Origin of the sequence: Bacillus timonensis (assembly GCF_004799755.1) — a bacterium.
Classification (GTDB): Bacteria; Bacillota; Bacilli; order Bacillales; family Bacillaceae_L; genus Ferdinandcohnia; species Ferdinandcohnia timonensis_A.
Genome location: NZ_SLUB01000002.1, coordinates 117826 through 136585, shown reverse-complemented (window position 1 = coordinate 136585; position 18760 = coordinate 117826). Strand labels below are relative to the sequence as shown.

The window sequence follows — 18760 nt, the reverse complement described above, 5'->3', positions numbered from 1 at the left end:
TTCATTCAAAAGAGATAGTATTATTCATTAAATTTTCGAGCATACCCTAATCCTTTTGTTCTTAGGTAATTCGTTAAAGGATGCTTATCCTTTACACTTCAAAATTAGAAGTCAATGGCTTGCATCCTACAGTGGACCAGAAATACCTTGACGACGAATCATGATAAAGTGAGCAGCTAGTAAACCGAATAATGCTGCTGGTAAGAAGAATACATGAATCGCAAAGAAACGAGTTAGTGTTTGAGCACCAATAATCTCAGGATGCCCTGCAATTAGAGTCTTTAAATAAGGCCCAATAAGTGGAACAGATTCAACAATTTGAATTGTAACCTTTGTTGCAAATAACGCTTTCATATCCCAAGGTAATAAGTAACCTGTTAAACCTAGAGCTAACATAACAAAGAAAATTAATACTCCAACAATCCAGTTAAGCTCACGTGGCTTTTTATAAGCACCTTGGAAAAATACACGTAGGGTATGTAAGAACATCATAACGATTACAAGACTCGCTCCCCAGTGATGCATTCCGCGAACAATTTGACCAAACGCTACTTCGTTTTGTAAATAGTAAACAGAATTCCATGCATTGATGATATCTGGAACATAGTACATTGTTAAGAACATACCAGATAATACTTGGATGACGACGATAAAGAAGGTAAGTCCTCCAAAGCAGTATACAAACGCACTAAAGTGGTGCGCTGGGTTTACATGCTCAGGAACCTCATGGTCTGCAATATCTGCCCAAAGAGGAGTAATATCAAGTCGTTCATCAACCCAATCAAAAATCTTATTTAACATTGATTACGCTCCTCCTACAGGGTTTGGTTTTGTTTTCCCTAAATATAAATAACCATCTTTCACTTGACTATCAAATACATCTAATGGGCCCATTGGTGGTGTGCCAGGTACATTCTTACCATCCTTTTCATATAATCCATAGTGACAAGGACAGAAGAAACGATTCGGGTTACCTGGATCCTCAGCCCAAGATACAGCACAGCCAAGGTGTTTACATACTGGTGATAATGCGATGATGTCGCCGTTATCATTTTTATAAACCCACGCTGAATTTGAAACTTCTGATTCATACCATCCATCAACTTGATTTATTTTGAAATCAAATTTTTGGGGTTCTTTCGTAATCTTATCAACACTCACTACTTGTACCATGTCGTGTTCAGCTTCTGGTTGAAGTAATGGGTCAATTGCAAAGCGGACCATAGGCATTAACATCCCAGCTGCCATGAAACCACCTACACCTGTTAGAGTATAGTTCAGAAATTGACGTCTTGAAACCCGTTGTTTATTCTCGCTCATTTTTTTCCCCCCTCTATGCTAAGCTAAGTCCACTCCGGACATAATTGTACACATTAAAAACTAGGACATTCTCATGATATATCAATATTTGGTACAGGTCAATAATAGGATTTGCCGAAACAGTGGCAACTATGTGACTTTCTTAGGAAAAGTCAGGAATTTTTTATTGTTATAGTCACATAATGTTAAAATCGAATACACCTTGGCGTATTTGCGCCCAGATTTTTTCCTCTGAAATTCTGTGGCATCCGCCGGAGGCTTTAACTTTAATCAGCAGAAAGGTTAATTTTTGCTGGTTAAAGTTAAAGCTTTTGCCAGATATTTGTGAATAGTGTAACAAGCTGTTTCATTTGATCCTGAAGCATGGTTTGCTTGTACTTTTCTTCGACGTATTCTAGTGGTAAAGTTGGCAGCCATATTAGTGAACCATTCAAATCTGATTCTACTTGCTTCCAGTTGCTATCTGATGTAATAAAGATGGTATGCTTCATACCACCACTAATCAAATCGCTTGTCCACTGATTTAATCGGTTACTTGCCATTTCTAACCCTTCACCATTTGAATATGTAAAGGCCGGAAACAGTATAATTCTTCCTTTAAATTGCCGCTCCACTTCATTTGAAAGAATGGTAATAAACTCACCCATAGAAACCGTATTCTTTAAATTCCCTTCAAGAGAAACTGGTATCAACGGAATCACTGCTGTATCCACGTATTCTTTTGCTTTCAAATAAACATCCATATCCTTCGTAATCCATTTCATTTTGTCTGCTCCCTTTCCCATTTGCTGTACGTAAATCAGATTCGTATCGTAATTTCGAGTTTTAAGCCAAACTCCCAAACTACCATACCATAATTAGGATAAATAAAAAAGACTGACTCGTTGTCAGCCCCTTCTAAGGTAAGCTTTTCTATCTTATAATTGTTTAAGCTTTTCAGTTAGCCTCTTAAACTCTGGTTCATCCTGTCTGTCAAGCGCCTCATCAATTCGCTTTAACAGATGCTCTTTTTGAAACATATGAATGGACTGATCAAGAAACTGTTTCGCAATCTCTTTATCCTGCTCATTCACCTGAAGATGCTTTGGCATATATGGATTCTCTTCAAGCACAGCCACATAATTAGGAGAATGGAAGGAGGATCTGAAATTAAGCTGAATATAAATCTCTTCTTCCCTGTTGAGGCGAATATCATGAAATGATTTTTCAGCATCCGTTGTCATGACATTTTCCTTATAAAAACGGAATGGTACATCATCAACACAATGCGTTGACATAATTATTCCTCGAGGGCAGTATTGGGCCTGCTCAACAAAGTGGACATTTTTCATGAGTTGGTCATGGCTCATTAAATAGTTTAAAATCCAAACACACTCTCTTCGTTTTAGCTGATAATTATTTAGAAACCAGCGTATGAAGTCTTTTTTCTCGTTGACAGATACAGGGGTAGTCATCGCACGCTTCCCTCCTCTGCTAGTATTGAGTAGTCATAATGATAATATACTGATATACTTCAACAATCACATTAAAAAATCCTTCTTAACATGAAAACTTTCGTTTACTCCAGTTCAGAAATGAATGCTTCAATTTCATACTTCATTGGGTCAAGCTTTAAGAGTTCCTTAAATATTTCGACAGCCTCTTGTCTTTTTCCGTCCTCCATTAAGAAATAACCAAACTCTTCTAAAAACTCTGGAGTTTCTTTAAAAGAAGTATATGCACGACGGTAATGGTTTAATGCATCCGAATATTGTTCTAATTTATTTTTTGCAAAACCGAGATCCCACTCGAATTGTTCATCATACTCTCCGTAGCTCATGACAGATTCAAGGCATTCCACGACATCCTCAAATCTTTCTTCCCGTAATAAAAACTTAGAAAGCTGCAAGGTTGCTTCCAGGTAACCAGGGTCAATTCCTACAGCTGCACGAAGGTATTTTTCTGTATTTTCCTTATCACCTAGCATCATAGATATTTTACCAGCGTAGAAAGTAAGCTCTTTATTTAATGATTCCACTTCAAGTCCTTCTAATAAGACATTAAAGCTTTCCCTCAAGCTAGCTTCTTCTTCATATGCCTTTGCAAGATATAGATAAAGAGAAGAATAGTCCGGGTCAAGTTCCTTTAGGCGCTCCAGAACTTCAATTGCTTTTTTATAATATTTCGCTTGATATGCGGTAACGCCAAAGCCAAACAATGTATTACTATCTTCCTGTTTTTTGATGGCTTCCTCATAATACGGTAGAGCTTCTTCAAACTTACCTGTTGTACTATAACTTTCCGCAATTCGGGCGTTAACATTTACACCTGCTATCTCGTCACCATTATGTAAAACTTTCTCATAATACGGAATACTTTTATTGTACTCTCCGTGACTTGAATACAATTCGGCTAAAGCAAAGTCAATGATCGTTTCATCATTAGATTTTTCCTTTGCTAACAGAAGCTTTTGCTCACTAACCTCAAATAAACCTTGCATTTGGAACAAATCAGCTTGTAAAACAAGGGATTCTAAGTAAACGGGGTCATCCTCTGCAATTTGTTCTAAAATATCAATTGCTTTCTCTTCCATATCAAGGTCAATCAGGACTTCAGCCAAAAAAACAAATAGTTCTCCTTCATCAGGGTAGCGTGATATTAATTCTTCTACGATTTCTTTTGCATCCTCGACAAAGCCCCATTTAAAATAATGCTCAGCAATTGTGTATTTCTCATCATCATTTGCATATTCTCTAAGTTGTTTTAAGGCTTTAAGTCCTTCTTCTGCGTTTCCATCTTCAACTAACTGAATGGCGTTTTCTATTTTATGCATAAATTATGAACTCCTCATATCTATCTCTCATTCACCAATATTTCGTTATCATAAGAAGATACAAAATAACCAGGTTTTTTCACTTTACATTCATTACCAAATCCGGAACGAAAGTATACCTTGGTGCCTACTTTTGTAAAATTCCCCTTGTGCATGGTGATAGTTGGTATAAGATTATGATAATCGAGAGTTGGCTTTTCATCAACTGAATAGCTTATAGAATCTTGTTCATATAAATTATAATCAAGCTCCCCACCAACGCGAATATCGCCTTTATCAGGATAAATCCCACTCTTTTTTAAAAAGTCTATGGACAATGGCACATCCTCGCTAGGGCAGAACGGAATTGTTGGGATTCGATTATCGTAGGTGATCTCTTTCCAAATCAGTTCTCTTCGATTATTAGCAAAAACGGTTTTCTCCTTCATCTTCCAATCTGGGATAATTGGAATTCGATAAGAATGATAGGATTCCCTAATCCATCCCCATGGTACATTATATAAATCATCGACTTTATTAATTGTCACGATAATTACCGGGATTTTTTTTCGCCGACATGCAACAAGGAAAGATGGTGTTAGGCTTTCGAGTGGAGTACGGACACCCAAATAATAGTCTATAGGACTATTTAATAGAAAATGTTTTGTGTTAGTAAGGGTTCGGGCTATTTCATGCTCATTCTTTACATCACTTATCACAAGTATGGTTGTACAACCTTTGCGCAAATAGTTTTCCGTCATTTCTTGCTTAAATGATTGAAACGAATATTCTTTCGTAAAGGAGTAGTTTATCATGACATGGCCAGGTGTTAACAGATATTGCGATAAGTTCGTTTTCATAAATGAAAGTCTTTTGAGGTTTTCCTTCATATAATCAACGCGGTGATTTTTTATAAGAATCGAACATGTGATAACTTTATTATTCTTAAGAACATTCGCTTTTTCTAATATATATGGCATCAAACCTCCCCTTTCGCATTAATTTATACACTTCTCTTTAAGACAAGCTATGCGATAAGCGGAGGATGTATGATATTAATTCCTTTAAATATGTAAAAACCCATGGAATTTTAAATTCCACGGGCCATTATGCATTAGTTTTCTACGATTAATCCATTTAGATGTTCAAAAAAACTTGGGTATGATACAGAGATGGATTCAGAATCTGATAGAGAAACTTCATCGTTTGCAATACATGCCGCAACAGCAAGCATCATTCCAATTCTGTGATCACCATGACTATGTACTTCGCCACCAGTCAATTGTTTTTTATCTCCATAAATAATCATTCCATCATCAGTTGGCTCAATCACTGCTCCTAGTTTAGAAAGCTCCCCAACAACAGTATCAATACGATTTGTTTCTTTCACTTTTAATTCCGCTGCATCTTTGATAACCGTTTTTCCTTTCGCTTGGCTCGCTAAAAGAGCGATAACTGGAATCTCGTCAATCAAACGAGGGATAATGTCGCCACCGATTTCAATCCCTGTTAACTCGGAAGTCTGAATGGTTAAGTCCGCAATAGGTTCATTATTCTTGATTCTTTCGTTTTTAATCTCAAGACGAGCTCCCATCTTAACTAAAACATCGATAATTCCTGTTCGCGTTGGGTTCATCCCTACATTTTTTAACGTAATTCGACTATTTGGCACAATCGCTCCCGCAACTAGGAAAAAAGCGGCAGAGGAAATATCACCAGGTACTTCAATATTTGTCCCCGTTAGCTTTTGACCACCTTTTAGTTTTACAGTAAGGCCATCTTCTTCAACCTCGCATCCGAAAGCACGTAACATGCGTTCAGTATGGTCTCTTGATTTATGAGGCTCCGTAACTGATGTTATCCCTGTAGCGTTCAAACCCGCTAAAAGAATCGAGGATTTCACTTGTGCACTTGCTACAGGAGAAATATAGTCAATTCCCTCCAAGGAGCCACCACGAATCGCTAAAGGTGTAAAATTGCCGTCTTCCCTACCATCAATTTTTGCTCCCATTTGACGGAGCGGCTCTGTTACACGTTTCATTGGTCTTTTGGCAATCGACTCATCACCTATCATGCAAGTATGAATAGGCACACCAGAAAGAAGTCCCACCATTAATCTAGTCGTCGTTCCTGAATTTCCAGTATCTAATACCTCAGCCGGCTCTCGTAGTCCACCGAAGCCCGCTCCCTCTATCTCTACATGATTATGATCCTGTGTAATTTTCACACCTAATTTTTCAAAACAACTAATCGTGCTTAAACAGTCATCCCCTAGTAAAAAGTTATCCACAATCGTTTTACCTTGCGCAATGGCCCCAAGCATAATTGAACGATGGGAAATTGACTTATCACCAGGAATATCAATTGAACCCTTTAAGCTAGCAATATTTGTACGTAGTTTTAGTAAATCCAAAATACCACCCCTAGAAAACATTTTCCATTATCCATTATATGTATCGTAACTCGTTTTACTTTCAATACAAACTTTCGCTTTTTGACGATCTTCGTCACTTTGGAAGCTAATCCTTAGCACTCCATAGATTTCCTCTCGTGTCTCAATAATTCTGATATTTGTAATGCTAATTCTTTCCTGAGCAAGAAGTCCAGTAATTTCAGAAACAATACCTGGATAGTCCGGAATATCAACATATAAATCATAAAACGAGGGAATCGCACCTTTTGTACGTGTAGGGAGTCCATCACGAAAATTTTTGGCATCCATAAAATAATCATAAATTTGATCACCCTTACCATTTGCCACAAAATTCTTGATTTGCTCCATTTCGTCAATCCATTTTTCAAAAAGGTCTAACAATACATTCCGATTTTGTATTAATATATCACGCCACATTGATGGATTGCTAGACGCGATTCTAGTAATATCTCGAAATCCCCCTGCTGCTAATGGCCGAACGAGTTCATTTACTTTATCATATTTTTGCGCTTGATGGACAAGACTTGCTGCAACAATATGCGGGAAGTGGCTAATTACACCAGCGACACGGTCATGCTCTTCAGGTGTCATAATTAAAAAATTAGCTTTTGTTCCGTTTAATAAGACTTTCAACTGTTTTACAGCCAAGTTGCTTGATGGTTTCTCATTATGAGGGGTAAATATATAGAAAGCATTTTCAAATAAATGTTCTTTTGCTGCAACAACCCCGCTTTTATGTGAGCCTGCCATCGGATGCCCGCCGACAAAGGTGACACCAAGATTTCCAAATATAGAATCCGCAATTTGAACGATTTGTTGTTTCGTACTTCCCACATCTGTCACAATGACATCCTTTTTAAGTGGATATGAGCTCAGTTCTTGAATAATGTCAATGGTTTGTTTGACAGGAACTGATATAAAAATAAAGTCACACTTATGTACAATATCCTCTAACTCAAATACGGCTTCATCAATCACCTTTAATGTTTTTGCTAGCAGTGATGATTCTTTATTCTTATCAAAACCATATATAGTAGTATCCGGATGTTCTTTCTTTATCGCAAGCGCAATTGAACCCCCTATTAATCCAAGTCCAATCACAAGCACATTTGAATTCATTTCATCACCACCGAGTATAGAAACAAATAAATGAGGGTTATGCTCTAACCCCCATAATTTTAGTTCTTTGGATTTTTCAGCATTTCTGTAAGTAAAGCTATGAGTTCACTATTTTGTTCCTCTGTGCCAACAGTTATTCGAACGCTAGTTGGAAAGCCTAATGCATTTCCTGAACGAACAATGAAGCCGCGTTCCAATAAATAGTGAAATACTTCATCACCTGGACGTTTAAAATGAATCAAAATGAAGTTTCCGAAAGAAGGATAATAAGTTAAATTATTTTCCTCACAGAATGTATAGAACTGTTGCAGACCTTTTTTATTTTTTTCAACATAAGCCGTAATGAAATCTTGATCATCCAATGCTGCTGCTGCAGCTAATTGACCAACACGATTGGAGTTGAAAGGCTGACGGACAGGTTCAATTTTGTTAATAAAATCACGATTTCCGATCGCATAACCAACACGGAGTCCACCAAGCCCATATGCTTTGGAAAAAGTTCTTAAAATAAGAAGATTTGGATAGTCATTTAATAAGGCAACAGTATTCGGATAATCCTGCTCATTTACTGCAAACTCATAATAAGCTTCATCCATAATAACGAGAACATGACTAGGAATTTGTTTTAAAAAGGCATGTAGTTTTTCTGAGTTAACATATACTCCTGTAGGATTATTTGGTGAACACACCCAAACAATTTCCGTATTTTCATCGATTTGCGCGAGCATTCCGTCAAGATCGTGATGGCCATCAATTAGCTCAACCTCACGAACCTCAGCTCCTTCAATAATTGCATTATGCTTATACTGAGAAAATGATGGATGTGCCATTACTGTATTTTTTCCAGGTGCAAGTAATGCAGCTGTAATAATATGAATGACATCATCTGATCCATTACCGAAGAGAAGCTGTGTGCCTTCTACACCTAAATGCTTTGCAAGCTTTTCTCTTAACTCGGTTGCATAACCATCCGGGTAAATCGCAAATGAATCTAAGCTATTTTTTACTGCCTCTGTTGCTTTGTCTGAGCATCCATATGGATTTTCATTTGAAGCTAGTTTCACAATCTTTTCTAAACCATATTCCCGCTTCACTTCCTCAATCGGTTTACCTGGTTGGTATGGTTTTAAATTCAATAATTGTTCTTTGATATTCATTTCAAGCTACACCTCTTAACTGTTGATAGGTTGCAAAACATCTCTAATAAAATTCTTGAAATGGTATAAGGCGGTAGCTCTTGTTTCCTCATTGACTAATTCAGGTAGATGCTCCTCAATTTTTTGGATAAGGGCACTTCCCATGATTACCCCATCGCAATGGTCCTTAAGTGCTTCTACTTGGGATGAACTCGAGATACCAAACCCAACTGCCACTGGTATATCGCTATATCGTTTAACCTCTTGTAAAAATGAGTATACCTCATTGTTCAAGGAATTTCGAACACCTGTAACACCTAAAGAAGATACGCAGTATAGGAACCCTTGTGCATGTGAGGCGATTTTTTCAATTCGACTGGAAGAAGTTGGAGCTACAAGAGAAATAAACTTCAATCCCTCGTCTTCACACTTTCTTCTGAGGTCTTCACTTTCTTCAAAAGGCAGGTCTGGTACTAGCAATCCGTCTATACCATTTTGTCGCGCTAAAGCGAAAAAGTTTTCTTCTCCTAATTGTAGCACAGGATTGTAATAGGTAAAGATAATTACAGGAATTTTTAATCCTTTTTTTCTCATTTCCGAAACAAGATTCATCGAATTTTCCAATGTAACTCCATTTTTCAAAGCACGAGCAGAGGCTCTTTGAATAACAGGTCCATCAGCTAATGGATCTGAATATGGAATTCCTAGTTCAAGGATGGAAGCACCAGCCTCTTGCAAGGTAAGTGCAATTTCAATCGTCACTTCTGGATGTGGATCACCTGCAACGATAAATGGAATAAATAATTTTTCAGCCTTGGGCAATCGGTTCGTAAAGGTTGTGTTCATTTGTAGCTCCTCCTTCTTCTAGGTATGCCATAAGGGAATGGACATCCTTGTCACCACGACCTGACAAACAAATGAGAATCGATTCTTCTGGTGACATTTCTTTCGCCATTTGAATAGCTTTTGCAATTGCGTGCGCAGATTCAATTGCCGGAATAATCCCTTCAACACGAGTTAGCATTTGCAGAGCATCGAGTGCTTCCTTATCTGTTACACTTTCATATTGAACTCTTCCACTACTGGCAAGATAGGCATGTTCAGGTCCCACTCCCGGATAATCAAGTCCAGCTGATATCGAATATGGTTCGGTAATTTGACCATGCTCATCTTGAAGAAGATAAGTGAGTGAGCCGTGAATAATACCTTTTGTACCTTTTGTAATTGTTGCTGCATGTAAGGAGGTATCGACACCTTTACCAGCAGCCTCAGCACCTACTAAGCGAACATCATCCTCTAAAAACGGATAGAACATCCCCATTGCATTACTGCCACCGCCAACGCAAGCAACTACTGTAGTCGGCAACTTATTTTCACGTTTTAGGAATTGTTCTCTTGCTTCATCACCAATGATTCGTTGAAAATCACGAACCATTTTTGGATATGGATGTGGGCCAACTACGGATCCAATCATATAATAGTGATCCTCACAATGCTGGACCCAATATCGAATTGCCTCATTTGTTGCATCCTTCAAGGTTTGGTTACCACTAGTAGCAGGGATCACTTCAGCACCTAAAAGTCTCATTCGGAATACATTAAGTTTTTGTCTTTCAATGTCCTCCACACCCATGAAGACCTTACATTCCAATCCAAACTTTGCGGCGACTGTCGCAGCAGCAACACCGTGCTGGCCAGCTCCCGTCTCAGCAATGATCTTTTTCTTTCCCATTCTTTTGGCAAGGAGTGCTTGACCAATTGCATTGTTTATTTTGTGTGCTCCGGTATGATTTAAGTCCTCACGCTTCAGATAAATCTTTGCCCCACCTAATTCTCTTGTTAAATTGTCAGCAAATGTAAGTGCTGTCGGACGACCTGAGTATTCTTTTAAAATACGAATATATTCATTATGAAATTCTTTATCTTTATAGGCTTCTTCCAATGCCTTTTCTATTTCTTCCAATGGCATCATTAATGTTTCAGGTACAAATTTTCCCCCAAAATCACCGTATCTCCCATTTTTATTAGGTACGTTCAACACATGTATCCACCCATTTCTCTATTGTTTGTATGATCGTGTCATCTTTTTTACCTTCACGTTCAATTCCACTGGAGATATCAAATCCATCAATCTCATAGCGAAGAAGTTCTTCGATATTAGTAGAATCAATTCCACCCGCTATGAGACAAGGAACTCCCTGTTCTCTTGCTTCCTGCTGATAGAATGGGATCGACTTCCAATCAAACGAAACACCAGATCCCCCCCACATATTCGCAACCTTTGTATCAACGACATATCCATCAGCAACACCAGCAAACTCCTTCATCGTCTGCAAACCTTGATCATCATGATGAATGACCTTCCATACGTGTAAACCCGTTTCGTTTTTTACTTGTTTAATAAATTCAACCGACTCAGTGCCATGGCATTGAATAACGGATAATGAGACTTTTGCCAATACATTCCTAATTTCATTTAGTTCCTCATTCACAAAGACCCCAACCGTCTTTTTATCCAGTAAATCGACTTTCTTTAACCATCCACTGACATCACCTGGATTTACTTTACGTTTACTATTTGCAAAAATAAAACCGATATAATGAGCATTGCTTTTCGCAACGACCTGTACATCCTCAAACGATTTATTCCCACAATATTTAATGAGAGGTTGTTGCATAGGGAACCTCACCAAACATTTGTTTAATCCCGAATCCAGGGGAGGATGCTCTCATAAATGCTTCTCCAATTAAAGCTGCCTTTGCACCGTATCGAATAACGTCTTTAATATCCTGTGGAGTATGAATTCCACTTTCACTAACGACTAGGCTGTCTGAAGGAGCATCCTTCACGATTTCTTTTGTATGGATAATCGAAGTTTCAAATACTTTTAAATTTCGATTATTAATGCCAAGAATTTTCGGGGTAAAAATGCTGCAAACCTGTTCCAGGGTTTCTCGTGAATGGACTTCGACTAAACACTCTAAGCCCCTTTCATAAGCTTCACAATAATATTCATGTAATTGATTAGGGGCAAGTGCTTCTCCAATCAACAAAATAACATCGGCTCCCATTTTTTCACTTTGTTTGATTTGCTTCGCATCAACAATAAAGTCTTTACGTAACACGGGGATGTTTACTTTTTTCTTAATGTCCATTAAATAGTTGATTGAGCCTTGAAAAAATCGCTCGTCTGTTAACACAGAGATTGCATCCGCTTTAGCTTCCTCGTATTCGGTGGCGATTGTGACAGGGTGAAAATCTTCCCGTATAATCCCCTTTGAAGGTGATGCCTTTTTCACCTCGGCAATAATGCCAAGTGAACGATTTGGGTTAGAAAGTGCGGAGTATAATGACTTTCTTTCAACCTTGCAATCTATTTCAGGGTAGTTGATGTTTTCCACTTCAACTTTCTTTTGTTCAAGTATTTTATTTAGCATAGTACTCCACCTCACGACTTCTTAGTTGTTCAAATTGATTCCTCGCAATTCCAGTGACAATTGCTTCTCTCGCTAACTCTACACCTTCACGAATACTGTTTACTCTTCCTGAAACATAAATGGCTGCTCCTGCATTGAGTAATACAATATTCGTTGCACTTTGATTAGCCTTACTATATAAGACATCACGTAATAGGTTCGCACTTTCAACAACAGAAGAGACTTGAATATCTTTCATGTTTCCACGTGGAAGGTCGACATCTTCAGGGGAAAGGACGAATCTTGTAATCTCTCCATCTTTTAATTCCACAACGTCTGTTTCAGTTGTAATACTGCATTCATCTAATCCATCACGACCTGAAACGAATAAAACGTGCTCGGAGCCGAGCTTCCCAAGGGCATATGCCATTTTTTCAGCATAATCTGTTGAATAAACTCCCAGTACCTGTTTTTTACATCTAGCTGGGTTTGCCATTGGCCCTAATAGATTAAATATGGTTCGAAAGCCGATTTCCTGTCTAGGCGTAACCGCATGCTTCATTGCGGCATGGTAAATAGGTGCAAACAAGAAGCTCATTTTTCGTTTACTTAATGCCTCTTTAGCTTCTTCCCCAGTTGATTGTATTTCAACACCTAAATACTCTAAAACATCGGCACTGCCACTTTTGGAGGAGACTGCTCGATTTCCATGCTTTGCAACCTTTATTCCTAAGGAAGAGACAACAATTGCTGATGCTGTTGAAATATTAAAAGTAGACGCACCGTCCCCGCCTGTTCCACACGTATCAATCACTTGATCACTTTCATAATCTAACTGCATCATATGCTCTCTCATTGCTCTAGCAAAGCCTGTAATTTCATCCACGGTTTCACCGCGAAAACGGAGAATAGAAAGCAAGCTCGCAATTTGACTTGCCGTAGCTTCTCCAGACATTATGACATCCATTACTTGATAGCTTTCCTCTTCTGTTAGAACCTCGCCGTTGATACATTTATTTAAAAGTTGTTTAAACATGAATATCCTCCTTTTCAAAAGCCTCTTCAGCCAGTTGAATTGTTTGAATCAAGGCACTTGCTTTATTAACCGTTTCCATCCATTCCTGTTCAGGTACCGAATCTGCGACAATTCCCGCTCCAGCCTGGACATAAGCTACACCATCTTTAATGATTGCTGTTCGAATCGTAATGCATGAATCAATATTTCCGTCGAATCCAATATAAGCAATGGCACCGGCATACAAGTTTCGTGCAGTTGGTTCAAGTTCTGAAAGAATTTGCATCGCTCTAATTTTCGGTGCTCCAGATACAGTTCCAGCTGGAAAGGCAGCAAGTAATGCATCCAGTGGGTCAATTTTCTCATCTAACTCACCTGTTACCTTCGAGATAATGTGCATAACATGTGAGAATCGACCAACCTCCATCAGTACAGGTGTTTTAACTGAACCAAATGTAGATACCCTACCGATATCATTTCTTGCTAAATCAACTAGCATATAATGCTCTGCCTTCTCTTTTTCATCCTGAAGTAATTCTGTTGCAAGTGCTTCATCCTCTTCCTTCGTCTTCCCTCTTCGCCTTGTCCCTGCAATCGGGTGAATTTCAAGATGCTTATTATGAATTTTAATTAAGCGTTCAGGAGAACTCCCGACAATCTCAATGTCATTAATTTTGATATAAAATAGATAAGGTGAAGGATTTACCATTCGTAAGACGCGATAGAGCTGGAATCCACTTACTGAAACCGGAATCTCAAAACGCTGTGATAAAACCGCCTGAAAAATATCTCCAGCGGTGATATAGTCTTTAATTTTATTAACCGCATCTAGAAAATCCTGTTTTTCAAAATTCGTCTTGATATCTGTCACATTCGGTATTTCGTGTAATTTTGGGAGCAGTAACATTTCACTTTGTTCTTTGTTTTGAATAATTCGCGATAAATACATATTAATTTTTGAATTGGCATGTTCAAAAACGGCTTTTAGAATCCGTCTATCTTCGCCCCCATTTAGTCGTACAAAATGAACGACAATCAATTCACGTGAATGATGATCTAACGCCAAAATCGTTTCACAAAAGAAAAATTGGTAACGTTCCATGTTAAAATCATTGTTTGAGTGTTCATCAACCTTTTCAAAAGTAGAGATTGCATCATAGCCAATATAACCAACTGCCCCTCCATAAAAGGGAATTTCGATATCCAGTGGTTTTAAAACAAGATAATCTTTGATCCAGTTAAAGGCATCCTTCATTGTTTGTTTTTTTATTAAGCTCTGTTGATTTTCGTTTTTTACATAATAATGACCGCTATTTTCATTCATGAACAGAAATGGCTTTAAGCCGATAAATGAATACCGCGACCAATCCGATTCATGGTCTTTACTTTCAAGTAGAAAGGATGCTTCATTTTTTAAGTTTTGAAAAATTTGAATGGGTGTCAACGTATCAACTAAGAAACGTTTGACAATTGGAATCGTCCGATATTGCTTGGCATCGGACTCGAACGAGGAAAAATTATACGTATTCAATAGGCTCACTCCTCCATGTAATATGGAGAATGAGGTTTAGGAGGTATATAAAGATTGGCATTGCTTTTAATAAAAAAGCAATAAAATTAAACAACCCAAAGACACGAATGTATCTTTGGGTAGAAGTAAACATAATAAACTTGTGCTAACCTCAGCTAAACTCGTCATTCTCATCTACCCTAAACTCGGCTCTTAAAACTCTACTACAAACTTACTAAACTCTCACTTAACTAAAAACTCATTAAACTCAAACTATACTAAATGTTTTAATTATCTTATCGTACGGTTTCCCTATTTGTCAATGCATTGTTTTTAATTATTTTCTTTGACTGTTGAAAGATCTGGTCGAAGAACTATAGCTCCACCTTGATAAATATGCTGGATTTCTTCTTGTTTGGCGGCTGTATTCACCGTCATCATTACACGAATGCACATTGGCAATGACCCTGGAACTGGAATCTCTCTCATGCTCATTACGGGAACAAATGACCACCCATCAATTTGTCTGGCAGCAGCTGCAGGAAAAGCTGCATCAATATCATCTGTTACTGAAAATACAATTTGTGCGACATCTTCTGCATCAATCTTGTTTTCAGAAATCATGACACGCAAAAGCTTTTCAGTTGCAGTTAATATTTCTTGTTTATCATTATTTTCAATTGTTGTAGCACCACGTATTCCTCTTATCAACTTTGCCCCTCCTATGCTTTCGGCAACCTTCTTAATGAAAATCCTTCAAGAGTTGAAGAAGTTGTTCATCTCCAATATCCTCAATGACAGTTTCACCAATATTTTTTAACAAGACCATTTTTACTTTTCCAGAGGTAGCTTTTTTGTCATGCTTCATACGTTCAAGTAGTTTTACTCGGTCTAGCTCTTCAGGAATCGCTGTAGGGAATTCAAATAAACGAAACCACTCCCTAATCTTTTCAGACTCTAGATTGATATGAAAGAGTTTTTCGCTCACCTTTAATGCAAAAATCATCCCAATTGCAACCCCGTCTCCATGGGTAATTTTGCCATAACCTGACTCCGCTTCAATCGCATGCCCTAGGGTATGACCAAAATTCAAAATGGCACGGAGTCCTTTTTCCTGCTCATCTTCAGAAACAACTTTAGCTTTTACAGCTATACCCTTTAAAACAGCATATTGAAGCTTTTCACCTCTTAGATCATCAAGAGATTGTATTTTTTCTGTAAGCCACCGATAAAATTCTGGGTCCCAGATGAGTCCATGTTTAATAACCTCTGCAAAGCCTGAGCGAAGTTCTATCTTAGGTAATGTCTTCATTAAATCGATATCATATAGAACCGCATTCGGTTGATGAAATGCTCCTATCATGTTCTTTCCTAGTTCATGATTAATCGCAACCTTACCTCCTACAGCACTATCATGGGCAAGTAATGTTGTTGGAATTTGGATAAATGGAATGCCGCGCATAAAAGTTGCTGCGACAAAGCCTGCCAAGTCCCCAACAACACCTCCACCTAATGCAAGGATCACAGAAGACCGATCCAATCCTTTTTCAAGCGCAAAGGTCTGGCATTGATAATACACTTCAAACGATTTTGCCTTCTCTCCAGCAGGAATAACAAATGATAATGGCTCTTCGGATTGTTGCTTAAGGATGTCGAGCACTTTATCTAAATAAAGTACAGCAACAGAATCATCACTTATGACGAGTACCTTTGAAACCTGGTTACATGTATCCTGTATCAACTGGGGAAGTTGACTTATTATTTCAGTCCCAATGTACATCGGATACGTTTTCGATTTTGTGACAATGGTCAATCTGTCCATTAAAATTCCCTCGAATACTCACGCATTTTCGTTACATTTTCTTGAATTAAATCGATTCTGTCTTGCCCAAATTGTTCAACAATCGCATTTGCAACCTCCCAAGCTACAACTGCTTCTGCAACGACGGAAGCTGCAGGAACTGCGCAGCTATCGGATCTTTCAATACTTGCTTCAAAAACTTCCTTCGTCTCAATATCTACACTTTTTAATGGCTTATATAAAGTTGGAATTGGTTTCATGACACCTCTAACAACGATCGGCATACCGTTTGTCATACCACCTTCGAAGCCACCTAAATTATTTGTTCTTCTCTGATAACCATTTTCTTTATCCCAAATAATTTCATCATGCACTTGACTTCCAGGGATTCTGGCTGCATCAAAACCAATACCGAATTCAACACCTTTAAAGGCATTAATACTTACCATCGCTGCAGCAATTTTTGAATCAAGCTTTCTATCGTAATGAACATAGCTTCCCACGCCTGCAGGTACGCCTTCAACGATAACTTCTACAATTCCACCAATCGAGTCACCATTTTTCTTTGCTTCATCAATCGCGTTCATCATTTGCGCGCCAGCTTCTTCATCAAGACATCTTACTGGTGATTCTTCTGATTTTGTTTTTAATTCTTCGATACTTGAATATGTTGTGTTCTTAGCTCGTACACCGCCAATTTCAAGTACATGTCCCGCTACATTGATTCCTAAAGAAGCTAAGAATTTTTTAGCTACGGCACCAGCAGCAACACGCACTGTTGTTTCACGTGCAGATGACCTTTCTAGAACGTTTCGCATATCACGATGCCCATATTTTAAAGCTCCATTAAGATCTGCATGCCCTGGACGTGGGCGTGTAATTTTCCGTTTGATTTCTTCGGATTCTTCATCGGTTATTGGTTCAATCCCCATAATTTTTGTCCAGTGCTTCCAGTCGTTGTTTTCAACGACTAATGCAATTGGGGAACCTAGTGTTTTACCATGTCTTACTCCACTTACGATTTGTGCTTGGTCTTTTTCAATTTGCATTCTTCTGCCCCGACCATGACCTTTTTGACGTCTAGCAAGTTCAATGTTAATATCCTCTGTTGTTAGTTCAAGACCTGCTGGTACACCTTCAATGATTGTTGTAAGCTGCGGTCCATGTGATTCTCCAGCCGTTAAATATCTCATATATGTTGCCCCCTTATATGTTAAAGTGAAAAATAATTTTACTTTCGTAATTTAAAGCGATTATGTATCAATATATCATAATTTTTGTAAAACAGGATAGATTTTTTCAAAAATTTCATGACTGGTCATATACAAAGATAAAGGAATCGAATTTACCAAATGGCAAATTCGATTCCTTTATCTTAACAAACAACATGAGATTTGTCATTTTTCTGACGTTTTAATTTTTTCGATAAAAGAACGTATCTTCTGTTTCTAGCCCATACGATGCTGGATTGAAAATTTGTTCAGTGCTTCCCACAAATAAGATTCCATCCCTTGCAAGAGCTCCACTAAATTTTTGATAAAGCATATCCTTTGCCTCTTCAGTAAAATATATTAAAACATTTCTACACACGATTAAATCGAAATTCGTTTCAAAGGAATCCGATAAAAGGTTATGCTTTTTGAAATTCACCGCCTTTTTTAAATCCGAATGGATTTTATAAAAAGTGCCATCTTGAGTGAAGTATCGTTTTTTCATTTCAATAGGTACTTCTTGAAGTGAGCGTTCAGGATATACCCCCATCCTTGCCCTTGCAAGAATGTTTTCGTCTATATCTGTAGCTAAAATGGATATTTGATGTAATGGTAAAAATTTTGAAAGGATCATTGCAAGCGTGTAGGGCTCCTCACCAGCCGAACAGGCTGCGCTCCACACTTTAAGCTTCCGATTTTGTTGAAGGAGTTTTGGAAGAATCTTGGATTCTAGTACTTCCCATCGTTTTGCATTTCGATAAAACTCTGAAACATTAATTGTCATTCGATCTAAAAACTCGAGTAATAGTTCATTGTCTTTATCAATTCCTTTAAAATATTCCTGGAAGCTTGAAAAACCTCTTTTTTCGTACAACGAGGTCAGTCTTCTAACCATTTGAGCCTCTTTATATAAACGTAAATCAATACCTGTTTTTCTTTTTACCTGCTCGGCAAATAATATATAATTCTTGTCCATAGTTTCTCCTCAAAAAAGATCATCTTAGGG

The 18760-nt window shown here is 38.0% G+C and carries 19 protein-coding genes; all 19 read right to left on the bottom strand.

Annotated elements, in window-relative coordinates; translation table 11 throughout:
• Positions 1–126 precede the first annotated feature (126 nt).
• The gene (gene qcrB / locus E1I69_RS01955; RefSeq protein WP_116352354.1) at positions 127–801 is read right to left on the bottom strand and encodes a menaquinol-cytochrome c reductase cytochrome b subunit; all 675 of its coding nucleotides are present in this window, start codon (positions 799–801) and stop codon (positions 127–129) included.
• Between the two features lie 3 nt (positions 802–804).
• Positions 805–1320, bottom strand: a complete 516-nt coding sequence (locus E1I69_RS01950) for a ubiquinol-cytochrome c reductase iron-sulfur subunit (protein ID WP_136377954.1) — start codon at positions 1318–1320, stop codon at positions 805–807.
• 302 nt (positions 1321–1622) lie between these two features.
• A complete protein-coding gene (locus E1I69_RS01945; RefSeq protein WP_136377953.1) occupies positions 1623–2084 on the bottom strand; it encodes a YpiF family protein in 462 nt (153 codons plus the stop codon).
• Between the two features lie 153 nt (positions 2085–2237).
• The gene (locus E1I69_RS01940) at positions 2238–2774 is read right to left on the bottom strand and encodes a ReoY family proteolytic degradation factor (RefSeq protein ID WP_136377952.1); all 537 of its coding nucleotides are present in this window, start codon (positions 2772–2774) and stop codon (positions 2238–2240) included.
• Positions 2775–2878: 104 nt separating this feature from the next.
• Positions 2879–4132, bottom strand: coding sequence for a tetratricopeptide repeat protein (locus tag E1I69_RS01935; protein ID WP_136377951.1), 1254 nt, complete (start codon positions 4130–4132; stop codon positions 2879–2881).
• Between the two features lie 20 nt (positions 4133–4152).
• Positions 4153–5091 carry a hypothetical protein gene (locus tag E1I69_RS01930; protein ID WP_136377950.1) on the bottom strand — a complete coding sequence of 313 codons (939 nt, stop codon included), beginning with the start codon at positions 5089–5091 and terminating at the stop codon, positions 4153–4155.
• Between the two features lie 134 nt (positions 5092–5225).
• Positions 5226–6545 carry a 3-phosphoshikimate 1-carboxyvinyltransferase gene (aroA, locus tag E1I69_RS01925; protein WP_136377949.1) on the bottom strand — a complete coding sequence of 440 codons (1320 nt, stop codon included), beginning with the start codon at positions 6543–6545 and terminating at the stop codon, positions 5226–5228.
• Positions 6546–6551: 6 nt separating this feature from the next.
• The gene (locus E1I69_RS01920; RefSeq protein ID WP_136377948.1) at positions 6552–7664 is read right to left on the bottom strand and encodes a prephenate dehydrogenase; all 1113 of its coding nucleotides are present in this window, start codon (positions 7662–7664) and stop codon (positions 6552–6554) included.
• A 59-nt stretch (positions 7665–7723) separates the two neighbouring features.
• Positions 7724–8821, bottom strand: a complete 1098-nt coding sequence (gene hisC / locus E1I69_RS01915; RefSeq protein WP_136377947.1) for a histidinol-phosphate transaminase — start codon at positions 8819–8821, stop codon at positions 7724–7726.
• 15 nt (positions 8822–8836) lie between these two features.
• The gene (trpA, locus tag E1I69_RS01910) at positions 8837–9646 is read right to left on the bottom strand and encodes a tryptophan synthase subunit alpha (protein WP_136377946.1); all 810 of its coding nucleotides are present in this window, start codon (positions 9644–9646) and stop codon (positions 8837–8839) included.
• On the bottom strand, positions 9609–10841 hold the full coding sequence (trpB, locus tag E1I69_RS01905) for a tryptophan synthase subunit beta (protein WP_136377945.1): 1233 nt from the start codon (positions 10839–10841) through the stop codon (positions 9609–9611). The genes trpA and trpB overlap by 38 nt, the downstream gene beginning before the upstream one ends.
• A complete protein-coding gene (locus E1I69_RS01900) occupies positions 10825–11478 on the bottom strand; it encodes a phosphoribosylanthranilate isomerase (RefSeq protein ID WP_136377944.1) in 654 nt (217 codons plus the stop codon). The genes trpB and E1I69_RS01900 overlap by 17 nt, the downstream gene beginning before the upstream one ends.
• Positions 11459–12238 (bottom strand): indole-3-glycerol phosphate synthase TrpC, encoded by a 780-nt coding sequence (gene trpC, locus E1I69_RS01895; RefSeq protein WP_136377943.1) that lies wholly within the window; start codon positions 12236–12238, stop codon positions 11459–11461. The genes E1I69_RS01900 and trpC overlap by 20 nt, the downstream gene beginning before the upstream one ends.
• Entirely contained in the window at positions 12228–13253 is a 1026-nt protein-coding gene (gene trpD / locus E1I69_RS01890) for an anthranilate phosphoribosyltransferase (RefSeq protein ID WP_136377942.1), read from the bottom strand. Before trpD ends, trpC begins: the two co-directional genes overlap by 11 nt.
• A complete protein-coding gene (trpE, locus tag E1I69_RS01885; protein ID WP_136377941.1) occupies positions 13246–14763 on the bottom strand; it encodes an anthranilate synthase component I in 1518 nt (505 codons plus the stop codon). Before trpE ends, trpD begins: the two co-directional genes overlap by 8 nt.
• A 312-nt stretch (positions 14764–15075) precedes the next feature.
• A complete protein-coding gene (aroH, locus tag E1I69_RS01880) occupies positions 15076–15453 on the bottom strand; it encodes a chorismate mutase (protein WP_136377940.1) in 378 nt (125 codons plus the stop codon).
• 31 nt (positions 15454–15484) lie between these two features.
• Positions 15485–16564 (bottom strand): 3-dehydroquinate synthase, encoded by a 1080-nt coding sequence (aroB, locus tag E1I69_RS01875; RefSeq protein ID WP_136377939.1) that lies wholly within the window; start codon positions 16562–16564, stop codon positions 15485–15487.
• Complete coding sequence (gene aroC, locus E1I69_RS01870) at positions 16564–17736, bottom strand: chorismate synthase (RefSeq protein ID WP_136377938.1); 1173 nt, start codon at positions 17734–17736, stop codon at positions 16564–16566. Before aroC ends, aroB begins: the two co-directional genes overlap by 1 nt.
• Positions 17737–17956: 220 nt before the next feature.
• On the bottom strand, positions 17957–18730 hold the full coding sequence (locus tag E1I69_RS01865; RefSeq protein WP_136377937.1) for a CheR family methyltransferase: 774 nt from the start codon (positions 18728–18730) through the stop codon (positions 17957–17959).
• Between the last annotated feature and the right edge of the window lie 30 nt (positions 18731–18760).

Excerpts from the sequence above, each read along its gene's own strand:
- E1I69_RS01900 (WP_136377944.1), bottom strand. The coding sequence starts at position 11,478 with ATGCAACAACCTCTCATTAAATATTGTGGGAATAAATCGTTTGAGGAT.
- E1I69_RS01920 (WP_136377948.1), bottom strand. The coding sequence starts at position 7,664 with ATGAATTCAAATGTGCTTGTGATTGGACTTGGATTAATAGGGGGTTCA.
- trpA (WP_136377946.1), bottom strand. The coding sequence starts at position 9,646 with ATGAACACAACCTTTACGAACCGATTGCCCAAGGCTGAAAAATTATTT.
- E1I69_RS01940 (WP_136377952.1), bottom strand. The coding sequence starts at position 2,774 with ATGACTACCCCTGTATCTGTCAACGAGAAAAAAGACTTCATACGCTGG.
- E1I69_RS01935 (WP_136377951.1), bottom strand. The coding sequence starts at position 4,132 with ATGCATAAAATAGAAAACGCCATTCAGTTAGTTGAAGATGGAAACGCA.
- E1I69_RS01945 (WP_136377953.1), bottom strand. The coding sequence starts at position 2,084 with ATGAAATGGATTACGAAGGATATGGATGTTTATTTGAAAGCAAAAGAA.
- qcrB (WP_116352354.1), bottom strand. The coding sequence starts at position 801 with ATGTTAAATAAGATTTTTGATTGGGTTGATGAACGACTTGATATTACT.
- E1I69_RS01930 (WP_136377950.1), bottom strand. The coding sequence starts at position 5,091 with ATGCCATATATATTAGAAAAAGCGAATGTTCTTAAGAATAATAAAGTT.
- trpC (WP_136377943.1), bottom strand. The coding sequence starts at position 12,238 with ATGCTAAATAAAATACTTGAACAAAAGAAAGTTGAAGTGGAAAACATC.
- aroA (WP_136377949.1), bottom strand. The coding sequence starts at position 6,545 with ATGTTTTCTAGGGGTGGTATTTTGGATTTACTAAAACTACGTACAAAT.
- trpD (WP_136377942.1), bottom strand. The coding sequence starts at position 13,253 with ATGTTTAAACAACTTTTAAATAAATGTATCAACGGCGAGGTTCTAACA.
- E1I69_RS01865 (WP_136377937.1), bottom strand. The coding sequence starts at position 18,730 with ATGGACAAGAATTATATATTATTTGCCGAGCAGGTAAAAAGAAAAACA.
- aroC (WP_136377938.1), bottom strand. The coding sequence starts at position 17,736 with ATGAGATATTTAACGGCTGGAGAATCACATGGACCGCAGCTTACAACA.
- aroB (WP_136377939.1), bottom strand. The coding sequence starts at position 16,564 with ATGGACAGATTGACCATTGTCACAAAATCGAAAACGTATCCGATGTAC.
- hisC (WP_136377947.1), bottom strand. The coding sequence starts at position 8,821 with ATGAATATCAAAGAACAATTATTGAATTTAAAACCATACCAACCAGGT.
- E1I69_RS01950 (WP_136377954.1), bottom strand. The coding sequence starts at position 1,320 with ATGAGCGAGAATAAACAACGGGTTTCAAGACGTCAATTTCTGAACTAT.